The sequence below is a fragment of the Marmoricola sp. URHA0025 HA25 genome (assembly GCF_054059435.1).
This window is the reverse complement of record NZ_JBSSCD010000001.1, coordinates 2430831-2455511: the sequence shown is the minus strand read 5'-3', so window position 1 is coordinate 2455511 and position 24681 is coordinate 2430831. Positions and strand designations below refer to the sequence as shown.

The following is a 24681-nucleotide window of genomic DNA, read 5'->3' as shown; positions in this document are numbered from 1 at the left end:
TCGACGACAAGGTCATGTCCGCGTGGCCCGGATCACGAGACTGATCCCGCGGCGCGGCCGGACCGGAAGGAGCGCCTCCAGCCCCACCGTGGCGCGCAAGCCGAGGTTCAGCAGCGGATTGACCGGCACCATCTCGCTCTTCGACGTCGCCCAGGTACGCCGCCTCGTGCGCCTGGCCTTGGCCACGGGGCGCAGCAGGACGTTCCAGCTGAACACGTCGGCGACCCGGAAGCCTGCGTGCTCGACCAGCCGGACGAGGCTCTCGCGCTCGTAACGACGATGGTGCCCCAGCGCCACGTCGTGGCCGCTCCACAGGTCCGTGCCCGACGGGACCGCCACGAACAACGTGCCACCCGGCCGGAGCACGCGGTGGGCCTCGTCGGCGACGAGGTCGTCCTCCTCCACGTGCTCCCAGGCGTCAGTGGAGATGACCAGGTCGAAGGTGGACCCGGGGAAGGGCAGGATCCGGGCGTCGGCGCGCAACACCCGGAGTCCCCGGCGCCGCGTCGAGGTGACTGCCTCTTCGGAGTGGTCGAGTGCGGTGACGTCCCAGCCGAGACGGCGAAGGACGTCGCTGTTGCCGCCGGAACCGCAGCCGACGTCGAGCGCCCGCCCGGCGGTCAGGCCCGCCAGCTCGCGGCGCACCATGGAGCGTCGACTGGCATACCACCAGTGCCTGTCCTCGAGCTCGGCAGATCTTCGGATCTCCGCCTCGTCCATCGTCTCCCTCCCTGGGAACCTTCGGCGAGACGGTACCGGTCCACCGTACTGCCGCGCATCGCGGACGTCGGGCCCAGGCACTCCTACACTGGCCGGATGTTCAAGGTGGGTGGCCCGGTCCGGTCACGGGCGAGGGCCTTCCTGCGGTCCTACGCGCTGTATCGACCCGTGGAGATGGACCGCAGGTTCGCCGCAGTCGCGGAGATCGCTCGTCGTGCGGATCCTTCCCTGTACGCGGGATCCGACCTCAGCGCGTCGGAGCTCAAGGTGTTCTCGCAGAACGGCGAGGACGGGGTGATCGTCGAGATCTTCAACCGGATCGGCGTCACGAAGCGCTACTTCGTCGAGTTCGGCATCCAGGACGGCTCCGAAGGCAACTGCGTGATGCTCGCCGACATCTTCGGGTGGTCCGGGCTGTTCATCGAGGCCGACGACGATCACTTCGAGCGCGTGCAACGCAAGTACCTGCACGGACCCGTGGACGTGCGGCACGAGACCGTGACGGCGGCCAACGTCGACTCGGTGTTCGAGGACGCTGGCGTGCCGGACGACCTCGACCTGCTCTCGATCGACATCGACGGCAACGACCTGTACGTGTGGCGGGCTCTCACGCGCGTGCGGCCTCGCCTCGTGGTGATCGAGTACAACTCCGGCATCCTCGATCCCGGCCCGATGGCGCAGCCGTACTCGCCCGACCAGGGGTGGGACGGGTCGGGCGCGTTCGGAAGCACGCTCGCCGCGCTCGACGTGGTCGCGGCCGAGAAGGGCTACCGACTGGCCCACAGCGACCTCGCGGGCGTCAACGCGTTCTACGTCCGCGACGACCTCTGGGACGGGCTGGGCCTGACCAGCGTCCCGAGGCGCGGACAGAACTACGGCCTCACCGGCATCGAGCAACCACGCCGGGATCCTCCCGGCGGTTGGGTGCCGGTCACCGGCTGAGGTCGGCGACGTACAGGGCGGTGCCCGGCGTGAGCATTCCCCGCACGCGGCTCCACCCGCCCCAGACCCTGTCGTGGTCGGCCGGCCACTCCGGCTCGACGAGGTCGACCAGCCGGTAGCCGGCCGCCGCGAGCGCCCGCACCCAGTCCCCGAGGGTGCGGTGGTGCTCCACGTACGCCGTCTCGCCGGTCTCGTCGTCCACCTCGACGTAGGGCGTGCGGTCCCAGTAGGACTGCGTCGCCAGCAGACCGCCCTCGCCGGGGTCGTCGGGGAACATCCACCGTGTCGGGTGGGTGACGGAGAACGCGAGCCGGCCGCCCGGCCGGGTCACGCGTGCGATCTCCGCGACGAGCGCGTCGGCGTCGGCGATGAACTGCAGCGCACCGAACGCCGAGAACACGATGTCGAACGAGGCGTCCGGGAACGGCAGCGCGGCTGCGCCGGCGCAGACGGTCGGGACGGACGTGTCGAGCTCGACGTCGATGCGACGGCTGTGCTGGAGCTGTCGCAGCGAGACGTCGAGGCCCACGGGCAGCCCGCCGTGGCCGAGCACCCACCGCGAGCACTGACCGGCTCCGCACCCCAGCTCGAGCACCCGGCGCCCGGAGACGTCTCCCAGCGCGTGCAGGTCGTCCTCGCGCACGCCCTCGGGCCCCCAGAGGAAGCCGGCGTCGCCGAGGAACTCACCGTGCGTGGCCTGGTACTCGTCGGCGTAGCGGTCCCAGTCCGCCCGGTTCGCCCGCAGCGAGTCGTGCTCGTCGACCGGCCTGCGCTCGGCGCGCACGGTCTGCGGCGCGTGGTCGCGCGGGACAGACTCCACGTCATCGGTCTGCACGCGGTCAGTGTGGCACCCTCGTCCGAGGTCGTTCGGTTGGACGTGGGCAGGCGGGACGCCGTACCCTGTGAGATGCGCCAGAGGTCTGCCTGAGTCTCAGACGGAGCAGTCTCTCGCTCGCTGTCCTCAATCCGTGATGGTGAAACCGGCTTCCGCGCGCGCCCGCACGACATCTGTCCACCCCAAGGATCCATTTCCCTATGACCATCACCCCCACCCTCTCCGCCGCCCCGCAGGTCGCGATCAACGACATCGGGTCGGAGGAGGACTTCCTCGCCGCCATCGACGAGACCATCAAGTACTTCAACGACGGCGACATCGTCGAGGGCACCATCGTCAAGGTCGACCGCGACGAGGTCCTGCTCGACATCGGCTACAAGACCGAGGGCGTCATTCCCTCGCGCGAGCTCTCGATCAAGCACGACGTCGACCCCAACGAGGTCGTCGAGGTCGGCGACAAGGTCGAGGCCCTCGTCCTCCAGAAGGAGGACAAGGAAGGCCGGCTGATCCTCTCCAAGAAGCGCGCACAGTACGAACGCGCCTGGGGCACGATCGAGCAGGTCAAGGAGGAGGACGGCGTCGTCACCGGCACCGTCATCGAGGTGGTCAAGGGTGGCCTGATCCTGGACATCGGCCTGCGCGGCTTCCTGCCCGCGTCGCTGGTCGAGATGCGCCGGGTGCGCGACCTCCAGCCGTACGTCGGCAAGGAGCTCGAGGCGAAGATCATCGAGCTCGACAAGAACCGCAACAACGTGGTCCTCTCGCGCCGTGCCTGGCTCGAGCAGACCCAGTCCGAGGTCCGCCACGGCTTCCTCACCCAGCTGCAGAAGGGCCAGATCCGCAAGGGTGTGGTCTCCTCGATCGTCAACTTCGGTGCGTTCGTGGACCTCGGCGGCGTCGACGGCCTGGTGCACGTCTCGGAGCTGTCCTGGAAGCACATCGACCACCCGAGCGAGGTCGTCGCCGTCGGCGACGAGGTCACCGTCGAGGTGCTCGACGTCGACATGGAGCGCGAGCGCGTCTCGCTGTCGCTGAAGGCGACGCAGGAGGACCCCTGGCAGCACTTCGCCCGGACCCACCAGATCGGCCAGATCGTCCCGGGCAAGGTCACCAAGCTGGTGCCGTTCGGCTCGTTCGTCCGCGTCGAGGAGGGCATCGAGGGTCTGGTGCACATCTCCGAGCTCGCCGAGCGCCACGTCGAGATCCCCGAGCAGGTCGTCCAGGTCAACGACGACGTGATGGTCAAGATCATCGACATCGACCTCGAGCGTCGCCGGATCTCGCTGTCGCTCAAGCAGGCCAACGAGACCTCGACCGCTGCCGAGGCCGAGGACTTCGACCCGACGCTCTACGGCATGACCGCGACCTACGACGAGCAGGGCAACTACATCTACCCCGAGGGCTTCGACCCCGACACGGGCGAGTGGCTCGAGGGCTACGACGAGCAGCGCAAGGTCTGGGAGGAGCAGTACGCCAAGGCCCACGCGCGCTGGGAGGCCCACGTCAAGCAGCAGGCCGAGGCCAAGCAGGCCGAGGTCGAGGCCGGCGAGGCGACGTCCTACTCGAGCGACGCCGGCACGCCGGAGGCGGAGGAGGGCGGTTCGCTCGCCTCCGACGAGGCGCTGCAGGCGCTTCGCGAGAAGCTCACCGGCGGCGGCGCCTGAGCCGCAGTCCCGCACACGCATCGAGCCCGACCCCTCAGGGGGTCGGGCTCGAGTGTTTCTCAGGCCTGGCGGCGCCGGAACCCGAAGGGTCCGAGCTCGTCGGTGTGCCGGTACGCCGTGCCCGGCCCGGCGAACGAGTCGCCGCGGGCGAAGAGGACCAGCGCCACCAGGCCCGCGAGCAGCGCGATCAGGGCAGTGAGGGTGATCAGTGTGGTGGTCATGGCAGTAATGCTGCGCTCGCTCTGATCCTGCCACCAGTGGCAGATATGCCCCCTGCCCTCGATTTCCTGCCAGATCCGTGCCATGCTCGCGGGATGCTCACCAACGTGGCCGTCCTTGCCTTCGACGGCGTCGCCCCCTTCGAGCTGGGCGTGCTCTGCGAGGCCTGGGGCGTGGACCGCACGGAGCACGGCGTGCCGAAGCTGGACTTCGCGGTGTGCACCAAGCAGCCCGGGCAGGTGCAGACCAGCATGGGCTTCGGGCTCACCGTCGAGCACGGACTCGACCGTGCAGCCGAAGCAGATCTCGTCGCCGTACCGGCGCTCCAGCGCAGCTGGGACGTTCCGCAGGACATCCTGGGCTTCCTCCGCGAGACCATCGACCGCGGCGCTCGGGTGATGTCGGTCTGCTCCGGCGCCTTTCTCCTCGGCGCGGCCGGGCTGCTGGACCACCGCGACTGCACGACGCACTGGATGTACACCGACGAGCTGCAGCAGCGGTTCCCGAAGGCGTGCGTGGTCCCGGAGGTGCTCTACGTCGACGAGGACCCGGTCATCACGGCCGCCGGTTCCGCCGCCGGCCTGGACGCGTGCCTGCACCTGTGGCGCAAGGAGTACGGCGCCCGGGTGGCCTCCATGGTCGCGCGGCGCATGGTCGTGCCACCGCAGCGTGAGGGCGGACAGGCCCAGTACATCGCCCGCGCCGTACCCGACTGCTCGGCGGAGACCCTGGGCCCGCTGCTCCTCTGGATCACCGAGAACCTCGCCGAGGACCACAGCGTGGAGGCGCTCGCCCGGCGTGCACACATGTCCTCACGCACGTTCGCCCGCAGGTTCCGTGCCGAGACCGGGGCGACTCCCCACGCGTGGGTCACCAACCAGCGGGTGATGGCCGCCGAGGAGCTCCTCGAGGCCAGCGACGCGTCGATCGAGTGGATCGCCTCCGAGGTGGGCTTCGGCAACGCCGCGACGATGCGGCAGCACTTCACCCGGGTCCGCGGGATCAGCCCGCAGGGCTACCGCCAGTCCTTCAGCCGCTCCGCCGACCGGACGGCCTGAGGGACCACCTCACGCACCCGGGAGGTCGTCGACGACCTCGATCCGGATGCGCTTGTTGCCCTTGCCCTTGCTCTCGGTCTTCGTGACCCGCACTCCGCCCACCTCGGCGGTCGACAGCAGATGGGTGCCGCCGTCGGCCTGCCGGTCGAGGCCGACGATGTCGATGACGCGCAGCGGGTCGATCTCGCGGGGGATCAGGTCCGCGGCCGTGCGGATCAGCGCAGGGTCCGCGTCCGCGACCGAGCGCGGCAGGAAGTCCACCACGATCTCGTGGGCCTTCTCGATCTCCTCGTTGATCCGCCTCTCGATGGCGGTGCCCAGATCGATCGACATCGACTCGAACGGGAAGTCCAGCCGGCCCTGCAGCGGCTCCATGTTGCCGCCGGTCACCGGGATCCGGTAGTCCGCCCAGATCACGCCGCAGAGCACGTGCAACGCCGTGTGCGTCCGCATCAACGCGTGGCGTCTCGTCCAGTCGACCAGGCCGCGCACCTCGGTCCCCGGCTCGGGCGGCAAGCCGTCGACGGTGTGCCAGATGGACCCGCGATCGCGGCGTACGCCGGTGACGGCCAGCGTCCCGTCCGCCGTCTCGAGGCTGCCCAGGTCACAGGGTTGCCCGCCGCCACCGGGATAGAAGGCTGTGCGGGCCAGGCGCACGCGACCGTTCTCGTGGTCGACCTCCGCGACCGTCGCGTCGAACTCGTGGCGGTAGGCGTCCACGGCGAACAGCTCCGTCGACGCGAGGCCGGCCGGCGGCTCGCCGCGCGCCTGGCTCCCCGGTACTCCCATGCTGGTTCCTCCTCACCGGCACCGTAGCGCGTGGTCAGCCCTCACCCGTGAGGCGTCGGCGGAGCACCTTGCCGGTGGCCGTGCGGGGCAGCTCGCCGAGGAACTGGTAGTCCTTGGGTCGCTTCGGCGGGGCCAGCCGTTCCCTCGCCCAGGCATCCAGCTCTTCGCGAGTGGCGGGCCCGACGACCGCGGCGACCACGCGCTGTCCCCACTGCTCGTCCGGTACGCCGTAGACGGCGACGTCGTCGACGCCCGGATGTGCGGAGAGCACGTTCTCCACCTCCGCGGGGTAGACGTTCACGCCCCCGGTGATCACCAGGTCCTCGCGCCGCCCGGCCAGGTGGAGGTAGCCGTCGTCGTCGAGCCGGCCCAGGTCGCCGACCGTGAACTCGTCGCCCCGCCACGTGGCGGCGGTCTTGTCGGGGTCGCCGAAGTACTCGAAGCGGGCGTGCGGCGGCACCCGGCACCAGATCAGGCCGTCGGCATCGACGCGGAGGCTCCGACCCGGACGCGCCCGGCCGACCGTGCCGGGGTGCTCGAGCCACTCCTCGCTGCGACAGGCGGTGAACTGGCCCTCGGTCGAGCCGTAGAACTCCCACGTCGACCTCGGTGGGAAGGCCTCGATCAGGCGGCGCTTCAGCGGATCGGGGCACGGCGCTCCGGCGTGAGCGACCAGCCGGAAGCCGGTGAGGTCGGGCGTCCCGGCACGATCCCAGTGCGCGAAGAGGCGCTGCAGGTGCGTGGGCACGCAGAACATCGTCGTCGGCCGCTCGCCGTCGATCGTCGCCGTGACCCTCTCGGCGTCGAAGCCCGACCCCTGGCCCAGGCCGACGACTCGCCCGCCGGCCAGCAAGGTGCCGACGGCGAACCGCAACGGCGCCGAGTGGTGGAGCGGACTGAGCACCAGGTTCACGTCGTCGGCGGCGAAGCCCCACAGGTCGCGCTCCTCGGCGAGCAGGGCCCGCGCAAGCTCGGCGGAGAGCACGCCGCTCCACACGCCCTTCGGGTTTCCGGTGGTGCCGCTCGTCACGTGCATCGGCCGGGCCAGCGGCACGTCACCGGGAGCCCATCCGGTGGCGAGCGCGCGGAGCTCGTCCTCGTCGGTGACCACCAGAGCCGGATCGAGGTCGGCGAGGATGCGGGTGCGCTCGTGGTCGGTGAGGCGCGCGTCGAGCGGGATCGGCACCACGCCGCGGACCAGCAGGGAGATCACCGCGTCCAGGTACGCCGGCGAACCCGGCACGAGCAGCGCGACCCGGTCACCCACGTCGAGCTGCATGGTCCGCGATACTGCCACCATGGCTGGGACGAATGGCGAGCGCACCCTCCGGGTCGGGCTGACCGGCGGCATCGCGTCGGGCAAGAGCACCGTCTCGGCGATCCTCCGCGAGCTCGGCGCCGTCGTGATCGACGCAGACCAGCTCGCCCGCGACGTCGTCGCGAAGGGCACGCCCGGACTCCAGCGGGTCGTCGAGGAGTTCGGCCCGGAGCTGCTCACTGCTGACGGGGAGCTCGATCGGGCGGCGATGGGCGCGCTGGTCTTCACCGACGAGGCGGCCCGGCGCCGCCTCGAGGCGATCGTGCACCCGCTCGTCTTCGAGCAGATCGTCGCTCTGGAGGCCGACGCGCCCCCCGGGGCGGTGGTCGTGCACGACATCCCGCTGCTCGCCGAGAGCGGCCGAGCCGACACGTTCGATGCCGTGGTGGTCGTGGAGACCCCCGAAGAGGTCCAGGTCGAGCGGATGACGCGTGACCGGGGCTGGACCGAGGACGATGCCCGGTCCCGCATCGCCGCCCAGGCCACCCCGGAGGCCCGGCGCGCGGTCGCGACGTACCTGATCGAGAACACCGGCACCCGCGAGGAGCTGCGCCACCACGTCGAGCGGATCCATGCGCAACTCGAGGAGCTTCGCTGAATGCGTGGATCTTCCGGTCCTGAACCGTTCAGGAGCCCGGATCTGGCGCAGGACGGCCTCCGTGCCGCAGGATGTGTCCATCCAGCCCACTCGGAGGTCCTCCATGCGCATCCCCAGGCCCGCGGTCCGTGCCGCGTTCTCACTCTCCCTCGTGGTGGTGCTCGGCACCGCCCTCGGTGCCACGGCGCCGGCGCAGGCCACGAAGGGCGGCAGCGGTTCCTCGACCGGCACCGGTCGGGTCTTCATGGTCAACCCGGTCCAGTCGAGCGGTGACCAGACGCTCACCGACCAGAACGACTCGGCGACCGCCGTGCCCGCGAGCGCCTATCGCGACATGCAGCTGCGCAACCTCGACGGCTCCGGCTACCTGCGCGGCGCCTGGGCCACCGTCGAGTCGGCAACCGGCACGCCGGCGTTCAGCACGACCAACACGTTCCTCTACGACCGCAGCCAGGACCAGTTCGAGCAGGTGATGGCCTACTTCTGGGTCAACCAGGCCCAGGAGTACCTGCAGTCGCTCGGCTTCGGGTCGACCCTGCCGGGCATCGTCCACGAGTCGTTCGACGTCAAGATCGACCAGTACGGCGGCGACAACTCCTACCAGACCGACAAGCCGTACCGCGTCCGGCTGGGCAAGGGCGGGGTCGACGACGCCGAGGACGCCGAGGTGATCGTCCACGAGTACGGCCACGCCGTCCACGCCTCCCAGGTGCCCGGGTTCGGCGCCAGCGAGGAGGCCGGGTCGATCGGTGAGGCCTGGGGCGACTACTTCGCCGTCACCGTCGGGCTGGACGCCGCACACGACTACGGGTGGCCGGTGGCCGCCGACCCGTCGTGCCCGATGGACTGGGACTCGACGTCCTACACCGACGCTCCGCACTGCATCCGCAGCTTCCACACCGGCATGACGGTCGCGGACAAGACCGGCGAGGTGCACCACGACGGCCAGATCTGGAGCCAGGCGCTCTGGGAGATCCGCGAGGGTTACCGCGCGCTCGGCAAGGGCACGGCCGCCTGGGACACGACGCTGGTCGACTCGCAGTTCGACTACGCGCCGGACACGTCGTTCTCGGGCGCGGCCCGGGCGACCTACGACGTCGCGCTCACCAGGGACGGCAAGAAGGCAGCCGACCTGGTGCGCGACCGGTTCGCCGCCCGGGGCATCACCTTCTGAACGACAAACGAGCGCGGCGTCTGCGCAGTGTGACTGCGCTGACGCCGCGCTCGCCGGGGGTCCGTGGCGTTGGGCCTCAGGCTGCGAGGTCGGGATCCGCCAGCCGTCGCAGCTTGGCGATCGCCTCACGCTCGAGCTGGCGCACCCGCTCGGCGGAGATGCCGTGCCGGGCGCCGATGTCGGCGAGCTTGTGCTGCCGGCCGTCCACGAGCCCGTAGCGCGACCGCACGATGTCGGCCGAACGCTCGTCGAGCAGGTCGACCAAGGTGTTCAGCCGGTCGCGTGCCTCGGTGTCGAGCACGGTGAGATCGGGACCCGGAGAGCTCTCCTGGGCGATCAGGTCACCCAGTGAGGTGTCGCCGTCGACGTCCAGCGGGGTGTCCAGGCTGACGTGGTCGCGACCCCAGCTCATCAGGTCCAGCACGCGATCGAGATCCATGCCGAGCTCGGTGGCGACCTCCTCCGGCTCCGGCTCGCGTCCGAGTTGGCGCTCGAGGGTGCGGCGGGCAGAGGAGACCTGGTTGAGCTCCTCGACGACGTGCACCGGGAGCCGGACGACGCGGGCCTGCTGCGCGATGCCGCGGGTGATCGCCTGCCGGACCCACCAGGTGGCGTACGTCGAGAACTTGTAGCCCTTCGCGTAGTCGAACTTCTCGACCGCGCGGATCAGCCCGGTGTTGCCCTCCTGGATCAGGTCGAGCATCGGCATCGCGCTGCGCCCGTACTTGCGGGCGATCGACACGACCAGCCGAAGGTTCGCGTTGATGAACCGCTGCATCGCGCGCTCGCCCTCCTCGACGAGCCACTCGAGCTCTGCCTGGGTGGCGTAGGCCGGCGCGCCGCCCTTGCGGCGGCCGACGCGGCCCTCTTCCAGGAGCTTGGCGGCGAAGAGCCCTGCCTCGATGGCCTTCGACAGCTCGACCTCCGTGATGGCGTCGAGCAGCGGCGTACGCGCGATCTCGTCGAGGTACAGGCCGACGCTGTCGCGGCCCTCGATCTCGCGCTCGGTGCGACTTGTGGTCACTGCCGCCTCCCAATCTGTTCAGGTGACCCGCGCTAGCATGCTGCGGGCTCACACTCCTCAACGCACCGCCCCGGCCGGGGATTCCCCTGACGGATCGTGCCTTCTGCCTTGTACGACGGTCGGGGGGTACCCGAAGTTGCGGTGCCGATGAGGTTCTCAGCGACTTCTCAGCCGCGGGGCAGAATGTGTGCGTGCAGCGCCCGCGAACCATCGACCTGAATGCCGACCTCGGCGAGGGTGTGACCGACGACGCCGGGCTGCTCGCGGTCGTGACCAGCGCCAACGTCGCGTGCGGCTTCCACGCCGGCGACGCCGAGCTGATGCGGACGGTGTGCGCGGCTGCTGCCGCGCGGGGAGTGGTCGTCGGAGCACAGGTCTCCTACCTCGACCGGGAAGGCTTCGGGCGCCGGCCGACGGAGGTCGCCGGTGAGGTGCTCGAGGGGTGGGTGGCCGAGCAGATCGAGACCCTGGCCGGCATCGCCGCCGCGGCGGGCGTGGAGGTCACCTACGTGAAGCCGCACGGTGCCCTCTACAACCGCGTGGTCGACGACGCGGACCAGGCCGCAGCGGTGCTGCGGGGCAGCGGCACGCTGCCGGTGCTCGGCCTGCCCGGCTCGACCCTGTTGCGGCTCGCGGAGGCACGGGGACGCGTGGTGGTGCCAGAGGGCTTTCCCGACCGGGGATACACCGCTGAGGGTCGCCTCGTGCCCCGGTCGGAGCCGGGCGCGCTCGTGCACGGCGCCGAGGCGGTTGCCGCCAACGCGGTCGCTCTCGCCGAGGGGGGAGAGGTCCGCACGGTCTGCGTGCACGGCGACTCACCGGACGCGGTCGCCACCGCACAGGCCGTCCGAACGGCGCTGATCGCCGCCGGTTACGAGCTCCGAGCGTGGTGCACGGACTCCTGACCGGGCCGGAGTTGTCCACAGAAGCCTGTGGGCGACGCTGTGGAGATCGGGGTCCGGATGTGGATGGCCTGCCCTTTTCTGTGGACAAGCCTGTGCACTCGAGAATTCCTTGGAAAAACATCCGGAAAACCCTTGCGCGTTGATGGCCGGGTCCCGTAGAAATCTCCTACCGCCTCCCGCAAGGGGAGCGGGGAATCGGTCGAAGATCCGAGGATTCCACCGGAGGGGCAACCCACCGGAGGCGGCCAGGTGATGGGGTGGCTGGAGCCGAGGAGCCAGACCGGTTCGGAGCAGAGCATCACCGCTGATCCATTTGTAGGGCCCGCGAAACTCATACTTTCGCGGGCCCTACAATCAATTCCGGATCATTTCTGCTCGATTCCTTGCGGCCGCCGCTAATGCGCCGATCCGACCCCTGGGAATGCATTCTGAATTCTTCGTCGAGCTGATTGCGCGACACTGGTCCCATGCGCGCGCGACAGGTCGGACAGCACGCCCTGCTGGTGGAGTGCGCCGACGCCGACGAGGTCGCTTCGGCGTACGCCGCGCTGACCGAGCGGACCGACGACCTGCGGGCGCTGGACATCGTCCCGGCCGCACGGACGGTCCTGCTCGACGGCCTCGCGGACCTCGTGGCGGCGGCCGAGCTGGTAGCCGCGCTGAGCCCCGCCACCCGGGCGCCGGTCCCCACGGACGTCCGCGATGTGGAGCTCCCGGTCACCTACGACGGTCCGGACCTCGACGAGGTGGCGCGGCAGTGGGACGTGACCACCTCGGAGGTCGCGCGCGTGCACCGGGACACGGGGTTCGTGGTGGCGTTCTGCGGCTTCGCGCCCGGCTTCGCGTACTGCACCGGGCTGCCCGAGGATCGAGTCGTGCGACGCAGGGAGCAGGCCCGTCCGCGCGTCCCGGCCGGATCGGTGGCGCTCGCCGGGGAGTTCACCAGCGTGTACCCGTCGGCCTCGCCGGGCGGCTGGCAGCTCATCGGCAGCACCCGAGTGCCTGTGTGGAGACCGGATGCCGACCCACCCGCACTGCTCGCGCCCGGCACCAGGGTCCGGTTCGTCGATGCGTGAGGGTTCCGGAGAGCGGGCGTTCACCGTCGTCGACCCGGGTGCGCTCACGACCGTCCAGGACGCCGGGCGGCCCGGTTGGGCGCATCTCGGAGTGCCTCGATCAGGGGCGCTGGATGCCCCGGCGATGCGGCTGGCCAACCGCCTGGTCGGCAACCCGGAGTCGCTGGCAGTCCTGGAGACCACGTCGAGCGGAGTCGTGCTGCGACCCGGCGTGGCCCTTGCGCTCGCGGTCACGGGCGCTCACTGCGAGGTGCACGTCGACGGGCGCTCGGCACAGTGGGGTGCACCCGTGCCGGTTCCCGCAGGTGCCGAGGTGCGGGTCGGGACGGCGACCGAGGGCCTGAGGTCGTACGTCGCCCTCGCCGGCGGGGTCGACGTGCCCGCCGTCCTCGGCTCGAGGTCGACGGACCTGCTGTCCGGCCTCGGGCCCAGGCCACTCAGGGCCGGCGACCGGGTCGCCCTGGGGGCGCCGGGGCGCGCGGCGTACGGGACGGAGGCGGTGCCCCGGCGGCGCCCGGAAGAGCTCCGGCTCGTGCTCGGACCGCGCGCCGACTGGTTCACCACCCGGGCCGTCGAGTCGCTCGACGGGGCGACGTACGAGGTCCTCGCCGACTCGAACCGCGTCGGGCTGCGGCTCGGCGGAGTGCCGATCGCACGCTCCAGGGACGACGAGCTGCCCAGCGAGGGGATGGTGCTCGGCGCCGTCCAGGTGCCGCCGAACGGCCAGCCGGTGGTGCTGCTCCACGACCACCCGACCACGGGCGGCTATCCAGTGGTGGCGGTCGTGGTCGCCGATGACCTCCCGGTGTGTGCGCAGGCGCGGCCGGGGGAGCGGGTCACTCTTCGCGTGGTGGGCTGACCGGCCTCAGGCCGGGGTCGTCGGCGGCAAGGCTCAGCACCCTCCCCGGTGGCGTGTCCGCCGTCTCGAAGCGGACCGTCACCACACCGCGACCCGCGCCCCAGACCCAGCCCCGGCCGTGCGTGTCGTGCTCGACGTCCATGCCCGGCGCCCAGACCCGGCGCCGCGACAGGGAGGCGAGCGCGGACTCGGTCTCCTCGTCCATCTCCACGTCGAGCTCGTCGGCCGGGTCGGCGAAGAGGTCGTCCTGGATCCAGTCCGCGAGGCCGGAGACACCGACGCCGAGCAGCCGCACGCCGGCCGAGGTGTCCACCTCGGCGAGGAGCGTCCGGGCGACCCGGGCAACCGTCCTGGCGTCGTCGGTCGGTCCCGGCAGCGTGGCCGAGCGGGTGTGCGTCGAGAAGTCGTGCAGCCGGATCTTCACCGTGACGGTGCGACCGGAGAGGCGGGCCTTGCGGAGACGGTCCGTGACCTTCCCCGCCTGCCGGTCCAGCAGCGCCCGCAGCAGGCGCGGATCGACGTGGTCGGTGTCGTAGGTGTCCTCGACGCTGACCGACTTCGCCTCGCGCTCGGGCACCACGGGACGGTCGTCGTCGGCCCGTGCAAGGCGGTACAGGTTCTGTCCGTGGGACCGCCCGACGACGCGGACGAGCTCGTCGGCGCTGATCTCCTCGAGCTCTGCGACGGTGTGCACGCCGATCCGGCGCAGGCTCTCGGCGGTCGCGGGTCCGACCCCGGGGATCACGGTGACCTGCATCGGCCGGAGCAGGTCGCGCTCGTTGCCGGGTGCCACCACGACGAGCCCGTCGGGCTTGTCGAGGTCGCTGGCGATCTTCGCGATGAACTTCGACGACCCGATGCCGATCGAGCCGGTGAGGCCGCCCGAGACCGCGTGCACGCGCTCCTTGAGCTCGCGGGCGAACGCGCTCACCGTCGCGACGGAGTGGTCGGCGAGGTCGGCGGACGTGAGGTCGACGAAGGCCTCGTCGAGCGACAGCGGTTCGACCAGCGGGCTGATGCTCCTCAGCAGCTCCATGACGGCACGGCTGGTCTCGCGGTAGGCGTGGAACCGGCCCGTGAGGAACGCGGCGTTCGGGCAGCGACGCCTGGCTTCGGCGGTCGGCATCGCGGAGTGCACGCCGAACGCGCGCGCCTCGTACGACGCCGTGGCGACCACGCCGCGACCGCCGACGCCGCCCACCACCACCGGCTTGCCGCGCAGGGAGGGCTTGTCCCGCTGCTCGACCGCCGCGAAGAACGCGTCGAGGTCGACGTGCAGGATCGTCGGCTCGTCACGCACCCGGCCATCCTAGATTCGGCCTGCGCTCGCTCGGCCCGCTCACGTCCACAGTCGACCTGCGGACAACGCTGCACACAATCGCTCGGACGCGTGAGGCGAGGTGGTGGCGCACTGCGCTGGGGTGACGCCATGCGACAGCCGAGGATCACCTTCACCGCCCGGAACCCCGCCGACCTCGTGGCCCTCGTGCCCCAGGTGCTCGGGTTCCATCCCGACGACTCGGTCGTCCTGATGACCTTCGGACGAGCCGAGAACTTCCACGCACGCGTCGACCTTCCCACCGGCGAGGACGAGCAGCTTGCGGTCGTCGCGATGCTCGCCGACGTGATCGCCCACCACCGGGTACGCCAGGTGGCGCTGCTGCTCTACACCGCCGATCCCTGGGTCGCGGCTGCCTTCCACGACGCCGTGCTGGCCCGCCTCGTCCGCGACGGTGTCGACGTGATCGAGGTCCTCCGGGTCGCCGACGACCGCTACCACGATGCCGGCGACGTCGACGACCGCGGGCAGGCGTACGACCTCACGGCGCACCGGTTCACCGCGGAGCAGGTCGTGCGCGGTCACGTGGTCCACAAGAGCCGCGAGCAGCTCGCGGCCAGCCTCAGGTTCGTCGACGCGGAGGACGCCCGCGCCGTCGAGGAGGCCGCGAGCCTCGTGCGGGACGCGATCGGGTTCGCGGAGCTGTCGCGCGGACGCACCGGAGGCGAGGTCGTCGACGGAGCACGCTGGATCCAGCGCACCGTCAGACGGCAGCTGCGCAAGGGCGCGAGGCTCTCGGCCGACGATGCCGGGCGTCTGCTGGCACTGACGTCGGTGGAGGAGCTGCGCGACGTAGCGCTCGCCGAGATGACCCGCGACGACGCGGCACAGCACGTCGAGCTCTGGCGCGACCTGGTGCGTCGCTGCCCGCTGCCGTCGCTCGCCTCGGCCTCGTCGCTGTTGGCGTTCGCGGCCTGGCTGAGCGGGCAGGGAGCGCTCGCGTGGTGTGCGCTCGACCGTTGCGACGAGGTCGACCGGGGGTACCCGATGGCGGACCGCATCCGCGACCTGCTCGAGAATGCGGTGCCACCGAGCGCGTGGCCCGGGATCCCCCCGGAGGACCTCGCCGCCTTCTCGCCGCCGGACGCCTCCTAGCAGGCCTGTCCGTCGGAGTGCCCACCCGTCTAGGGTCGGGACATGGGCCAGGAGGTCGACCAGCAGGAGTTCAGCCGGGCGGACCGGACCGCGCACCGGGAGAAGGTACGCCGGTGCCTGGACGTGTTCGCGCTGATGCTGCGCCAGGCGCACTTCGAGGCCGAGGACCCGATGACCGGCCTGGAGATCGAGTTCAACCTCGTCGACGACGAGGGCCGGCCGGCACTGAAGAACGCCGAGGCGCTCGAGGCGATCGCGAACCCGGACTTCCAGACCGAGCTCGGCCAGTTCAACCTGGAGATCAACGTGGCGCCGCGCCGTCTCGGCAGCCGGGGCATCACCGGGTTCGAGGCCGACCTCCGCGCCAGCCTCAACCACGCCGAGGAGCGGGCCAACCAGGTCGGCGCGCACCTGGTGATGATCGGCATCCTGCCGACCCTGGAGCCGGGCCACCTGGCCCCCGGCACGATCAGCCCGAACCCGCGCTACCGGCTGCTCAGCGACCAGATCCTCGACGCGCGCGGCGAGGACATCGCGATCTCCATCTCCGGTGTCGAGCGGCTGCAGACGACCTCGGACTCGATCATGCCGGAGGCGGCCTGCACGAGCACCCAGCTGCACACGCAGGTGAGCCCCGAGCAGTTCGCGTCGTACTGGAACGCCTCCCAGACCATAGCCGGGATCCAGCTGGCGGTCGGCGCCAACTCGCCGTACCTGCTGGGACGCGACCTGTGGGCCGAGACCCGGATCCCGCTGTTCGAGCAGGCCACCGACACCCGCAGCGAGGAGCTGAAGGCCCAGGGCGTCCGACCGCGGGTGTGGTTCGGCGAGCGCTGGATCACCTCGATCTTCGACCTGTTCGAGGAGAACGTGCGCTACTTCCCGGCCCTGCTGCCGATCACGGAGGACGAGGACCCGCTGGCAGTCCTCGAGGCCGGCGGTACGCCGAGCCTGCACGAGCTGCGGCTGCACAACGGCACCATCTACCGGTGGAACCGGCCGATCTACGACGTGGTCGACGGCACCCCGCACCTGCGCGTGGAGAACCGCGTGCTCGCTGCCGGCCCGAGCGTCGCGGACACGATGGCGAATGCCGCGTTCTACTTCGGCCTGACCCGCGCCCTCGCCGAGCACGAGCGCCCGCTGTGGTCGCAGATGTCTTTCTCCGCGGCCGAGGAGAACTTCCACGTGGCGGCCCGCGACGGGATCGAGGCGCAGGTCTACTGGCCGGGCATCGGCCAGGTCTCGGCCACCGAGCTGGTGCTGCGGCGGCTGCTCCCCATGGCTCGGGAGGGACTGGAGCGGTGGGGCACGGACCCGGACGAGAGCAGCAGGCTGCTCGGCATCATCGAGGCGCGCTGCAGCACGGGGCGCAACGGTGCGAGTTGGTTCCGCGCACGGGTGCGCACCCGTGAGTCGGAGGGCAAGGACCGGGACGAGGCGGTGCGCGTGACGCTGCTGGAGTACCGCGAGCGGATGCACAGCAACGAGCCCGTGCACACCTGGCCGAGCTAGGCCTCCCGCTGGTCGCTCCGCGGACGCGGACGCACCCGCTTCCAGCGGATCACGTCCTCGTTGGCCAGGTTGATCCAGCCCTGACGCGTGATCACGAAGAACCCGGGCAGCTCGAGCCCGTGTCGACCGAAACCCTCCCGGGCGGCCGAGAACCAGGCGAAGTCGCAGTCGGCCGGCACCAGGTCGCCGGTCCGGGTCAGCCACGGGACCGGCCGCAGGGCGGCGGCCCCTTCGAGTCCGTCGATCGCACGCTCGACGAGATCGGCGCGCAGGCCGGCGTCGAAGTACGCGTCGTGGGGGAGGGTGATCCGGCCACCGCCCGGCGTGCCGACGTGGAACAGCGCCGGCAGCAGCCTTCGCGTCCCGGCGGAGGTCACGAAGTCACAGAGTGCCGCACGCAGCTGCCCGGCGAGGGGGAGCGCGTCGATGTCCATCGGCCAAGCGTGGACCTGCAGGGCTGTGTCCCGCAGGCGTCGTCCACAGCCGCCACGGCGCCGACCTCCGGCACACTGGCGCGATGGCGACGCACACCACTCGTGACGACAGGGCGTGGTCGAGAGCGTGGCGCGCGGTCGTGCTGCTGCTGGTCCTGTCGGCACCGCTGTGCGCCTGCTCCAGCGATGAGACCGGAGCCGCGCGGGGGCCGAAGGCGGCGTCGACCGGCTCCCTGTCCGACGACGACCGGGTGGTACCTCCCCGTGAGCTCGAGCCGGTCGACGTGGCCCGATCTCTCGCCGCAGCCTGCTCGACGGCGACCTTGAACCGGTCGGGCCTGAGCCATCAAGCCGCGGTGGAGCTGTCGACCTTCAGCGAGGACACGCTGGACCCGGCGAACGCGCTGTTGACGCCGCGGGACCGCAAGATCGTCGCCGGCAAGGCCTTCCGGAGCAGGTTCCTGCGCTGCTTCAGCGTGGCCTACGAGCCCACGAGCGAGGCAGCGAAGGCATGCGAGCGGCAGGCGCCACCCAGCGAGTTCACGCGCGCGAGCGTGGCCGAGGTCTGCCACGCAGCCTGGACGGTCGTCCTCTCCACCGGCGGAGAGCTCCTGCGGGTCTACTGAGTCCGGTGCTTCTCGACGGTCACCCTGGGCGCCGCGCTCGCCCTACGCCGTGAGGCATCCTTGGGCCATGGCGATCCACATCACCGGTGACGACGCGGCCGATAAGGTGCTCAGCGAGGACCCGTTCGCGCTCCTGCTCGGCATGCTGCTCGACCAGCAGTTCCCGATGGAGCGAGCCTTCGCGGGACCGGCGAAGATCCTCGAGCGGTTCGGCAGCCTGGACCCGGGGGCGATCGCCGCTGCCGACCCGGACACGTTCGCGGAGCTGTGCGCGACGCCGCCCGCGATCCACCGCTACGGGCGCTCGATGGCCGGCCGCGCGCAGGAGCTCGCCGCGCTCCTCCTCGAGCAGTACGACGGTGACGCCAGCCGCATCTGGACCGAGGCGACCAGCGGCGAGGACCTGGTCAAGCGCGTGATGGCACTCCCGGGGTTCGGCAGGCAGAAGGCGCAGATCTTCACCGCCCTGGTGGCCAAGCAGCTCGGCGTACGCCCGGAGGGCTGGGAGCAGGCGGTCGGCGACTACGCGCTCGAGGGCCACCGGTCGGTCGCCGACGTCGTCGACGCGGACTCCCTGGCGAAGGTTCGGGCGTACAAGAAGGAGAAGAAGGCGGCTGCGCGCGCCTGACGAGGGGCGCACGCGCGCGTGTCGGCCGACGCGACGCCACGTGACCACGTGGGCGGTGGCGTCGTTGTGTGGAGGTCCGTGCCAGAATGGGCGGTGCGGCTGTTGACAGGTACGGGCTTTGCCGCGCCCGAGTAGTGCCCAGACGTCTGACCGAGAGGTAGTTCGTGTCCTCGAGCTCGTCCACCGCGACCACCCGGAAGTCCACCCCGAAGACTGCCAAGGCCGCACCGAAGAAGGCACCTGCCAAGAGCGCGAAGGCACCTGAGAAGGTCGCTGACAAGGCTCCGGCCAAGAAGTCCGCAGCCAAGGCGCCCGCCAAGAAGGCGCCTGCGGCCAAGGCTGCGGCGGCGACCCCGGCCAAGAAGGCGGCCGCAGGCAAGGCGGTCACCGCCGAGGAGCTGCAGGCCACCGTCCAGGCTGTCGGGCCCGACGGCAAGAAGCTGCTGGTCGACGTACCGGACGAGCAGTTCGAGGCCGACGTCGTCGCGGACCCCACCATCGTGGAGGACGAGAAGCAGGCGTTCACGGTCTCCGCCGCCGACGAGACCGACGAGCCCGAGCAGCAGGTCATGGTCGCCGGCGCCACCGCCGACCCGGTCAAGGACTACCTCAAGCAGATCGGCAAGGTCCCGCTGCTGAACGCGGAGATGGAGGTCGAGCTCGCCAAGCGGATCGAGGCCGGCCTCTTCTCCGAGGAGAAGCTGGGCAAGGGCGGCAAGCTCAGCGCCAAGATGCTCGACGAGCTCGAGTGGATCGCGGAGGACGGCAAGCGCGCGAAGAACCACCTGCTCGAGGCCAACCTTCGGCTCGTCGTCTCCCTGGCCAAGCGCTACACCGGTCGCGGCATGCTCTTCCTGGACCTGATCCAGGAGGGCAACCTGGGCCTGATCCGTGCGGTCGAGAAGTTCGACTACACCAAGGGCTACAAGTTCTCGACGTACGCGACCTGGTGGATCCGCCAGGCGATCACCCGCGCGATGGCCGACCAGGCACGCACCATCCGGATCCCGGTGCACATGGTCGAGGTGATCAACAAGCTCGCCCGCGTCCAGCGGCAGATGCTGCAGGACCTCGGGCGCGAGCCCACTCCCGAGGAGCTCGCCAAGGAGCTCGACATGACCCCCGAGAAGGTCATCGAGGTCCAGAAGTACGGCCGCGAGCCGATCTCCCTGCACACGCCCCTCGGTGAGGACGGCGACTCCGAGTTCGGTGACCTCATCGAGGACTCCGAGGCGATCGTCCCGGCCGACGCGGTCTCGTTCACGCTGCTCCAGGAGCAGCTGCACGCGGTCCTCGACACGCTGTCCGAGCGTGAGGCCGGAGTGGTCAGCATGCGCTTCGGCCTGACCGACGGCCAGCCGAAGACCCTCGACGAGATCGGCAAGGTGTACGGCGTGACCCGCGAGCGGATCCGCCAGATCGAGTCGAAGACGATGTCGAAGCTGCGCCACCCCAGCCGGTCACAGGTCCTGCGCGACTACCTCGACTGAGCCGCGTCCAGCTCGGCGCCGGACACGCCTGCGGCACCCCGGCGCCGCACTGACTGCACCACGAGGCCGACCAGGGCCATGCCGAGCCCGACGAAGCCGGCGAGCTCGAAGCCGCCCTGCCAGCCGCCGTGGTCGATTCCCCAACCGACCAGTGGCGCACCGACCGCACCGCCGAGGGTGAGTGCGGAGCCGTGCCAGCCCATCGCCTCGCCCCGCACGCGGGCCGGAACGGCCCGGGACAGGTCGTCGATCGTGGCGGTGATGGTCGGCGCGCAGAACACGCCCGAGGCGAACAGCAGCACCGTGAACATCGCGCGCCCGTCGCCCAGGGCGACCAGCGCGGTCGAGCCGGCAAGGATGACGAGCAGGACCGGGGCAGGCGGGTGCCTGCGGAGGGCGCCGTAGACGATGCCGCCCACCGCCGAGCCCAGCCCCCACAGTGCCAGCACCCAGCCGATCGACGTCGTGTGGTGCATCTCGCGGAGCGCTGCGACGGTCCCGAGGTCCTCGCCGGTCAGGATGAGCACGGCGGTGGCGGAGATCGCCAGGATCGCCACCACGCCGGGCGAGAGCCACTCCGAGACCCGGCGCCGGGACGTGCTCTCGTCCGGGGCGACCCCCATGGGCGGGTTGACCAGCCACATCGCGATGCCGCCGATCACCACGGCCAGCTGGCAGAGCAGCAGCGCCACGGGCGTCGGAAGGTACGTCGCGGCGAGCACCCCGATCACCGGGCCGATCATGAACGAGAGCTCCACGACCACGGAGTCGACCGAGAGCGCCGCCGTGCGCTGCTCGTCCGGCACCGCACCGATCAGCACCTGCCGGACGATGGAGAAGGTCGGCATCGTGAACAGCCCGGCGACCGCGACGAACGCGAGCAGGATCCAGTAGCCGACCCACGGCGCGATGCTCCAGCACACCGTCAACATCACCAGTGACGGGACCAGCGCGGCGCGCAGGCCGACTTGGTCGAGCCGGCGGCCACGCCACGGGCCGCTCACCGCCAGGGCGAGGGAGTACACCATCTGCAGGATGCCGGCCTCGGTGTAGGAGCGGTCGAGGTGGGTCACCACGTGCAGCGTGATGACCACGGCCGAGGACCACAGGGGGATGCGCACGAGCAGGCCGAGGACGAGGATGCGGCGTACGGCGGGAATCCGTGCCAGGTCGGCGTACGTCGAGAAACCCACCGGCACAACCAATCACGTGCCGCCGATGGCCGGGTACTTGTTTGGGGAAGTCGTGCCCGCGGACCGGGGCGGTCGGGTCACCAGCCGGCGGGCAGCGCCGTGAAGTCGGGTTCGCGTCCCTCGGCGAAGGCGGTCAGCGCCTCCACGTTGGCGGGCCCGCCCATGAGCTCGGCGAAGCAGGCGTTCTCGCGCTCGCGCGCGGCCGCGACCTGGGCGCGCAGAGGTGCGGTCATGGTGTCCTTGACGGCCCTGAGGCTCGAGATCGGCCTCGACGCGAGGATCTCCGCGTGGGCTCGGGCGGTCGCCAACAGGTCGTCGGGCTCGCACACCTTCCAGACGAGTCCGGTCCTCAGCGCGTCGTGGGCATCGACCCACTCGGCGGACAGCAGCATCCATGCCGCCTCCTGCCGACCCATCAGCCGGGGGAGCAAGTAGCTCGAGGCAGCCTCCGGCGCCACTCCCAGGCTCGTGAACGGGCACTTGAGGCGTGCGGTGGTGGACATGAAGGCGAGATCGGCGAACCCGAGGATCGTGGCTCCGATTCCCAGCCCGACGCCGTTGACCGCGACCAGCAACGGCTTCGGGAAGGCAGCGAGCGCGTCGACGAGCCCGATGAAGCCGTGCTTGCCCCGCTCGAAGGTCGGGTCGGTCGCCATCCGGTGCATCTCGAGAAGGTCCGTGCCGGCGCTGAAGGCGCGCCCGTTGCCGGTGAGCAGGACGACGGCGACGCCCGGGTCCTCGGCCGCCTCCAGCAGGGCCTCGGCGGTCGCGTCGTACAGCGCCTCGTCGAACGCGTTGAGCGCGGCCGGCCGGTCCAGGGTGAGGGTGCGCACGCGGTTCTGGTCGTCGATCAGGAGGCTCATGCGGCGACTCTAGAACACGTTCCACTTCCTGGTGAGAACGTGTTCCACGGTGATGTGGCGCGGATTCGCACCGGTTGGCCCGGCATCGCCCGTTTCCTCATGGCCCAGACGGATCAGCCCGTCTGAAGGTCGTTCTGGCCGTTCGGGCAGGGGCGATGGTGCCATTGCGCGCGCGGGCGGTCGTGCAGTGTCCTGTCCGTGGCGGTCAGGGATCGGCCAGCAAGGTCGGGGGAGAGTCTCGTCAGCCGTGGTTCGGGGCAGCGACTTGGGGGTCGCGGCGCGGTGCAGTGCGTGGACGCGCACGCGTCCGTGAACGCTCGAAATGGGGACTCCACATGCACAAGACCTTCTTCTCGCCTGCCCGCAGCAGGAAACGGTCGGGCAGACGTCGCACGGTCGGCATTCTCGGCGCTCTCGTCGTGGTGCTGAGCGGCGCCCTCGTCGCCAGCGGACCCGCACACGCCGCGAGCGGACCCTTCGCGATCGACGGCACGGTGCCGGACGGCGGCGCGACCGAGCTCACCGATGTCTTCGGCAACGTCAAGGAGCTGGGCCCGCTCAACTCGAGCACCACAAAGATCGGGGTCATCCACAGCGACGCCGTCCCGACGCTCGGCACGACGAACCCGAACGCCCAGGTGGACCTGCGTCGGGCCTGGCTCAAGACCCAGCGCGACGCCGGCAAGGACTGGCTGTACTTCGGGTGGGAGCGCGACGCCAACAGCGGCAGCGGCTTCATTGCGTTCGAGTTCATGCAGGACGCGGCCGGAGCCACGTGCGACTACTCCACGAAGACCGACGCGGAGCTCGTCTCCGGCTGCAACCCGTGGGCGCACCGCAAGGCCGGCGACTTCATGATCCTGTGGGACCAGCAGGGGGGCAGCAAGGACCTCTCGGTGAGGACCTGGTCGGGCACGGCTCCCAACCTGGTCCTCGGCCCGCCGGTGACGCTCGTCGCGAGCGTCTCCGAGGCGCAGTACAGCCCCGACGGGTTCCGGGGGGAGGCTGCGGTCAACCTGACCGACACGATCTTCGGAGGCAGCACGGCCTGCAAGTCGTTCGCGAACATCATCCCGAGCACCGTGACCGGCAACTCTGACTCCGCGGACTACAAGGACACGATCCTGCAGCCGTCGATCCCGGTGACGAACTGCTCGTCGTCGACGGTCACGACGCCCAAGCAGAGTGACGGCACCACGAACGTCGCAGCCACTGGTCTGTCCATCGGGACCGGGGTCGTCGGCGTCAAGGACTCGGCGCTGGTCGGCGTCACCGGCGGGACGGCCACACCGGCCGGATCGGTGGCGTTCTCTCTGTGCAAGGTCGATTCGGCGAACGCGTGCGTCGGCACCGCGACCACGGTCGGCTCCTCGAACCTGAGCGGTACGGCGTACCCGGTCACGGTGGTGTCACCGATCGCCTACGTGACGTCGGCGGGCCGCTACTGCTGGAGCGCAACCTTCAGCGGGGACAGCGCGAACGGCATCCCGTCCTCTGGTGACTCCAGCGCGGGCGAGTGCTTCGACGTGAACCCGGTGTCAGCCACGCTGTCCACCACGGCCAGCGCGGGGGTCACTCTCGGTCAGTCCGTGAGCGACTCGGCACTGCTGGGCGGGACGGCGACGAAGCCGGCGAACCCGGTGATCAACCTGACCGGCACCGCCGGGGCCGCAGCGGACGGGACCATCACGTTCAAGCTCTACGGTCCCGGCAACTGCACGACTCTCGCCTACACGTCGGCGACGGTGCCCGTCTCGGGGAACGGGAGCTACAGCTCGCCAGCGCCCCAGTTCGTGCCCACGCAGGCCGGGAGCTACCACTGGGTCGCCACCTACAGCGGCTCGTCGCCGAACACGAGTGGCCTCACGCACAACGGGTCGTGCACGGTCGGAACCGAGGACGTGACCGTCAGCACCGTCGCCTCGTCGGTGTCGACCGCGCAGTCGTGGGTCCCGAACGACTCCGCGACCGTGAGCGCGCCGGCGGGCGGCAACCTCAACGGCACGCTGACCTTCACCCTGTACCCGACGGCCAACTGCACGGGCACACCGGTCTACGGGCCGATCGGCCGGACGGTCGCCGGAACCTCACCGCAGACGGTCGTCACGTCGAACACGACGGCCATCAGCGCGGCTACGGGTGCGCCGTACTCCTGGAAGGTCAGCTACAGCAGCTCGAACTTGGCGCAGCGAGCCATCCCGGACAGCTGCCAGGAGACCTCGACGCTGAGCATCGCGAACGGGAGCACTGTCTCGAGCCCCTGAGACGGCGGGGGCGGTCTGTGGTCCTGTTCGGGGGGCGGGACCACAGACCGCTG

The 24681-nt window shown here is 70.7% G+C and carries 24 protein-coding genes; 14 read left to right on the top strand and 10 right to left on the bottom strand.

Annotated features, from left to right (window positions below):
* Positions 1-12 precede the first annotated feature (12 nt).
* Positions 13-720 carry a class I SAM-dependent methyltransferase gene (locus ACVW00_RS12090; protein WP_457111146.1) on the bottom strand — a complete coding sequence of 236 codons (708 nt, stop codon included), beginning with the start codon at positions 718-720 and terminating at the stop codon, positions 13-15.
* A gap of 96 nt (positions 721-816) precedes the next feature.
* Between ACVW00_RS12090 and ACVW00_RS12085 the strand changes: the two genes are divergently transcribed.
* On the top strand, positions 817-1662 hold the full coding sequence (locus tag ACVW00_RS12085) for an FkbM family methyltransferase (protein ID WP_457111145.1): 846 nt from the start codon (positions 817-819) through the stop codon (positions 1660-1662).
* Here the strand turns inward: ACVW00_RS12085 and ACVW00_RS12080 are convergent.
* On the bottom strand, positions 1652-2497 hold the full coding sequence (locus ACVW00_RS12080) for a class I SAM-dependent methyltransferase (protein WP_457111144.1): 846 nt from the start codon (positions 2495-2497) through the stop codon (positions 1652-1654). The two genes, ACVW00_RS12085 and ACVW00_RS12080, sit on opposite strands and share 11 nt — an antisense overlap.
* A 200-nt stretch (positions 2498-2697) precedes the next feature.
* Between ACVW00_RS12080 and rpsA the strand changes: the two genes are divergently transcribed.
* Positions 2698-4161, top strand: a complete 1464-nt coding sequence (gene rpsA / locus ACVW00_RS12075; RefSeq protein ID WP_457111143.1) for a 30S ribosomal protein S1 — start codon at positions 2698-2700, stop codon at positions 4159-4161.
* Between the two features lie 59 nt (positions 4162-4220).
* Here the strand turns inward: rpsA and ACVW00_RS12070 are convergent, their stop codons facing one another.
* Complete coding sequence (locus ACVW00_RS12070) at positions 4221-4382, bottom strand: hypothetical protein (protein ID WP_457111142.1); 162 nt, start codon at positions 4380-4382, stop codon at positions 4221-4223.
* Positions 4383-4475: 93 nt separating this feature from the next.
* Here ACVW00_RS12070 and ACVW00_RS12065 point away from each other — a divergent pair, with 93 nt between their 5' ends.
* A complete protein-coding gene (locus ACVW00_RS12065; protein WP_457111141.1) occupies positions 4476-5438 on the top strand; it encodes a GlxA family transcriptional regulator in 963 nt (320 codons plus the stop codon).
* A gap of 9 nt (positions 5439-5447) precedes the next feature.
* Here the strand turns inward: ACVW00_RS12065 and ACVW00_RS12060 are convergent, their stop codons facing one another.
* Both ACVW00_RS12060 and ACVW00_RS12055 read right to left on the bottom strand, forming a co-directional pair.
* Positions 5448-6227, bottom strand: a complete 780-nt coding sequence (locus tag ACVW00_RS12060) for an alanyl-tRNA editing protein (protein ID WP_457111140.1) — start codon at positions 6225-6227, stop codon at positions 5448-5450.
* 34 nt (positions 6228-6261) lie between these two features.
* Positions 6262-7506, bottom strand: coding sequence for a class I adenylate-forming enzyme family protein (locus ACVW00_RS12055; RefSeq protein WP_457111139.1), 1245 nt, complete (start codon positions 7504-7506; stop codon positions 6262-6264).
* 19 nt (positions 7507-7525) lie between these two features.
* On the opposite strand from ACVW00_RS12055, the gene coaE reads away from it, so the two are divergent.
* On the top strand, positions 7526-8143 hold the full coding sequence (coaE, locus tag ACVW00_RS12050) for a dephospho-CoA kinase (protein WP_457111138.1): 618 nt from the start codon (positions 7526-7528) through the stop codon (positions 8141-8143).
* A gap of 103 nt (positions 8144-8246) precedes the next feature.
* Positions 8247-9317 (top strand): M36 family metallopeptidase, encoded by a 1071-nt coding sequence (locus tag ACVW00_RS12045; RefSeq protein ID WP_457111137.1) that lies wholly within the window; start codon positions 8247-8249, stop codon positions 9315-9317.
* Positions 9318-9393: 76 nt separating this feature from the next.
* Here the strand turns inward: ACVW00_RS12045 and ACVW00_RS12040 are convergent, their stop codons facing one another.
* Positions 9394-10341, bottom strand: a complete 948-nt coding sequence (locus ACVW00_RS12040) for a sigma-70 family RNA polymerase sigma factor (RefSeq protein ID WP_457111136.1) — start codon at positions 10339-10341, stop codon at positions 9394-9396.
* A gap of 191 nt (positions 10342-10532) precedes the next feature.
* On the opposite strand from ACVW00_RS12040, the gene pxpA reads away from it, so the two are divergent.
* From pxpA to ACVW00_RS12025, 3 genes are all read left to right on the top strand, one after another.
* Positions 10533-11246 carry a 5-oxoprolinase subunit PxpA gene (gene pxpA, locus ACVW00_RS12035; protein ID WP_457111135.1) on the top strand — a complete coding sequence of 238 codons (714 nt, stop codon included), beginning with the start codon at positions 10533-10535 and terminating at the stop codon, positions 11244-11246.
* A gap of 467 nt (positions 11247-11713) precedes the next feature.
* Entirely contained in the window at positions 11714-12322 is a 609-nt protein-coding gene (locus ACVW00_RS12030) for a 5-oxoprolinase subunit B family protein (RefSeq protein WP_457111134.1), read from the top strand.
* A complete protein-coding gene (locus ACVW00_RS12025) occupies positions 12315-13181 on the top strand; it encodes a 5-oxoprolinase subunit C family protein (protein ID WP_457111133.1) in 867 nt (288 codons plus the stop codon). The genes ACVW00_RS12030 and ACVW00_RS12025 overlap by 8 nt, the downstream gene beginning before the upstream one ends.
* Here ACVW00_RS12025 and ACVW00_RS12020 read toward each other — a convergent pair.
* Complete coding sequence (locus tag ACVW00_RS12020; protein WP_457111132.1) at positions 13159-14481, bottom strand: DNA polymerase IV; 1323 nt, start codon at positions 14479-14481, stop codon at positions 13159-13161. The genes ACVW00_RS12025 and ACVW00_RS12020 overlap by 23 nt on opposite strands.
* A gap of 129 nt (positions 14482-14610) precedes the next feature.
* On the opposite strand from ACVW00_RS12020, the gene ACVW00_RS12015 reads away from it, so the two are divergent.
* The gene (locus tag ACVW00_RS12015; RefSeq protein ID WP_457111131.1) at positions 14611-15615 is read left to right on the top strand and encodes a DUF4192 domain-containing protein; all 1005 of its coding nucleotides are present in this window, start codon (positions 14611-14613) and stop codon (positions 15613-15615) included.
* Positions 15616-15657: 42 nt separating this feature from the next.
* Positions 15658-17130, top strand: coding sequence for a glutamate--cysteine ligase (locus tag ACVW00_RS12010; protein ID WP_457111130.1), 1473 nt, complete (start codon positions 15658-15660; stop codon positions 17128-17130).
* Here ACVW00_RS12010 and ACVW00_RS12005 read toward each other — a convergent pair.
* Complete coding sequence (locus ACVW00_RS12005; RefSeq protein ID WP_457111129.1) at positions 17127-17564, bottom strand: hypothetical protein; 438 nt, start codon at positions 17562-17564, stop codon at positions 17127-17129. The two genes, ACVW00_RS12010 and ACVW00_RS12005, sit on opposite strands and share 4 nt — an antisense overlap.
* A gap of 83 nt (positions 17565-17647) precedes the next feature.
* Here ACVW00_RS12005 and ACVW00_RS12000 point away from each other — a divergent pair, with 83 nt between their 5' ends.
* From ACVW00_RS12000 to ACVW00_RS11990, 3 genes are all read left to right on the top strand, one after another.
* Positions 17648-18190 (top strand): hypothetical protein, encoded by a 543-nt coding sequence (locus tag ACVW00_RS12000; protein WP_457111128.1) that lies wholly within the window; start codon positions 17648-17650, stop codon positions 18188-18190.
* A gap of 67 nt (positions 18191-18257) precedes the next feature.
* Positions 18258-18818, top strand: a complete 561-nt coding sequence (locus ACVW00_RS11995; RefSeq protein WP_457111127.1) for an HhH-GPD-type base excision DNA repair protein — start codon at positions 18258-18260, stop codon at positions 18816-18818.
* 164 nt (positions 18819-18982) lie between these two features.
* Positions 18983-20308 (top strand): RNA polymerase sigma factor, encoded by a 1326-nt coding sequence (locus ACVW00_RS11990; protein ID WP_457111126.1) that lies wholly within the window; start codon positions 18983-18985, stop codon positions 20306-20308.
* Here ACVW00_RS11990 and ACVW00_RS11985 read toward each other — a convergent pair.
* Entirely contained in the window at positions 20296-21501 is a 1206-nt protein-coding gene (locus tag ACVW00_RS11985; protein WP_457111125.1) for an MFS transporter, read from the bottom strand. The two genes, ACVW00_RS11990 and ACVW00_RS11985, sit on opposite strands and share 13 nt — an antisense overlap.
* Positions 21502-21578: 77 nt before the next feature.
* A complete protein-coding gene (locus ACVW00_RS11980) occupies positions 21579-22364 on the bottom strand; it encodes an enoyl-CoA hydratase/isomerase family protein (protein WP_457111124.1) in 786 nt (261 codons plus the stop codon).
* 335 nt (positions 22365-22699) lie between these two features.
* Here ACVW00_RS11980 and ACVW00_RS11975 point away from each other — a divergent pair, with 335 nt between their 5' ends.
* Positions 22700-24628, top strand: a complete 1929-nt coding sequence (locus tag ACVW00_RS11975; RefSeq protein ID WP_457111123.1) for a hypothetical protein — start codon at positions 22700-22702, stop codon at positions 24626-24628.
* Positions 24629-24681: the final 53 nt, after the last annotated feature.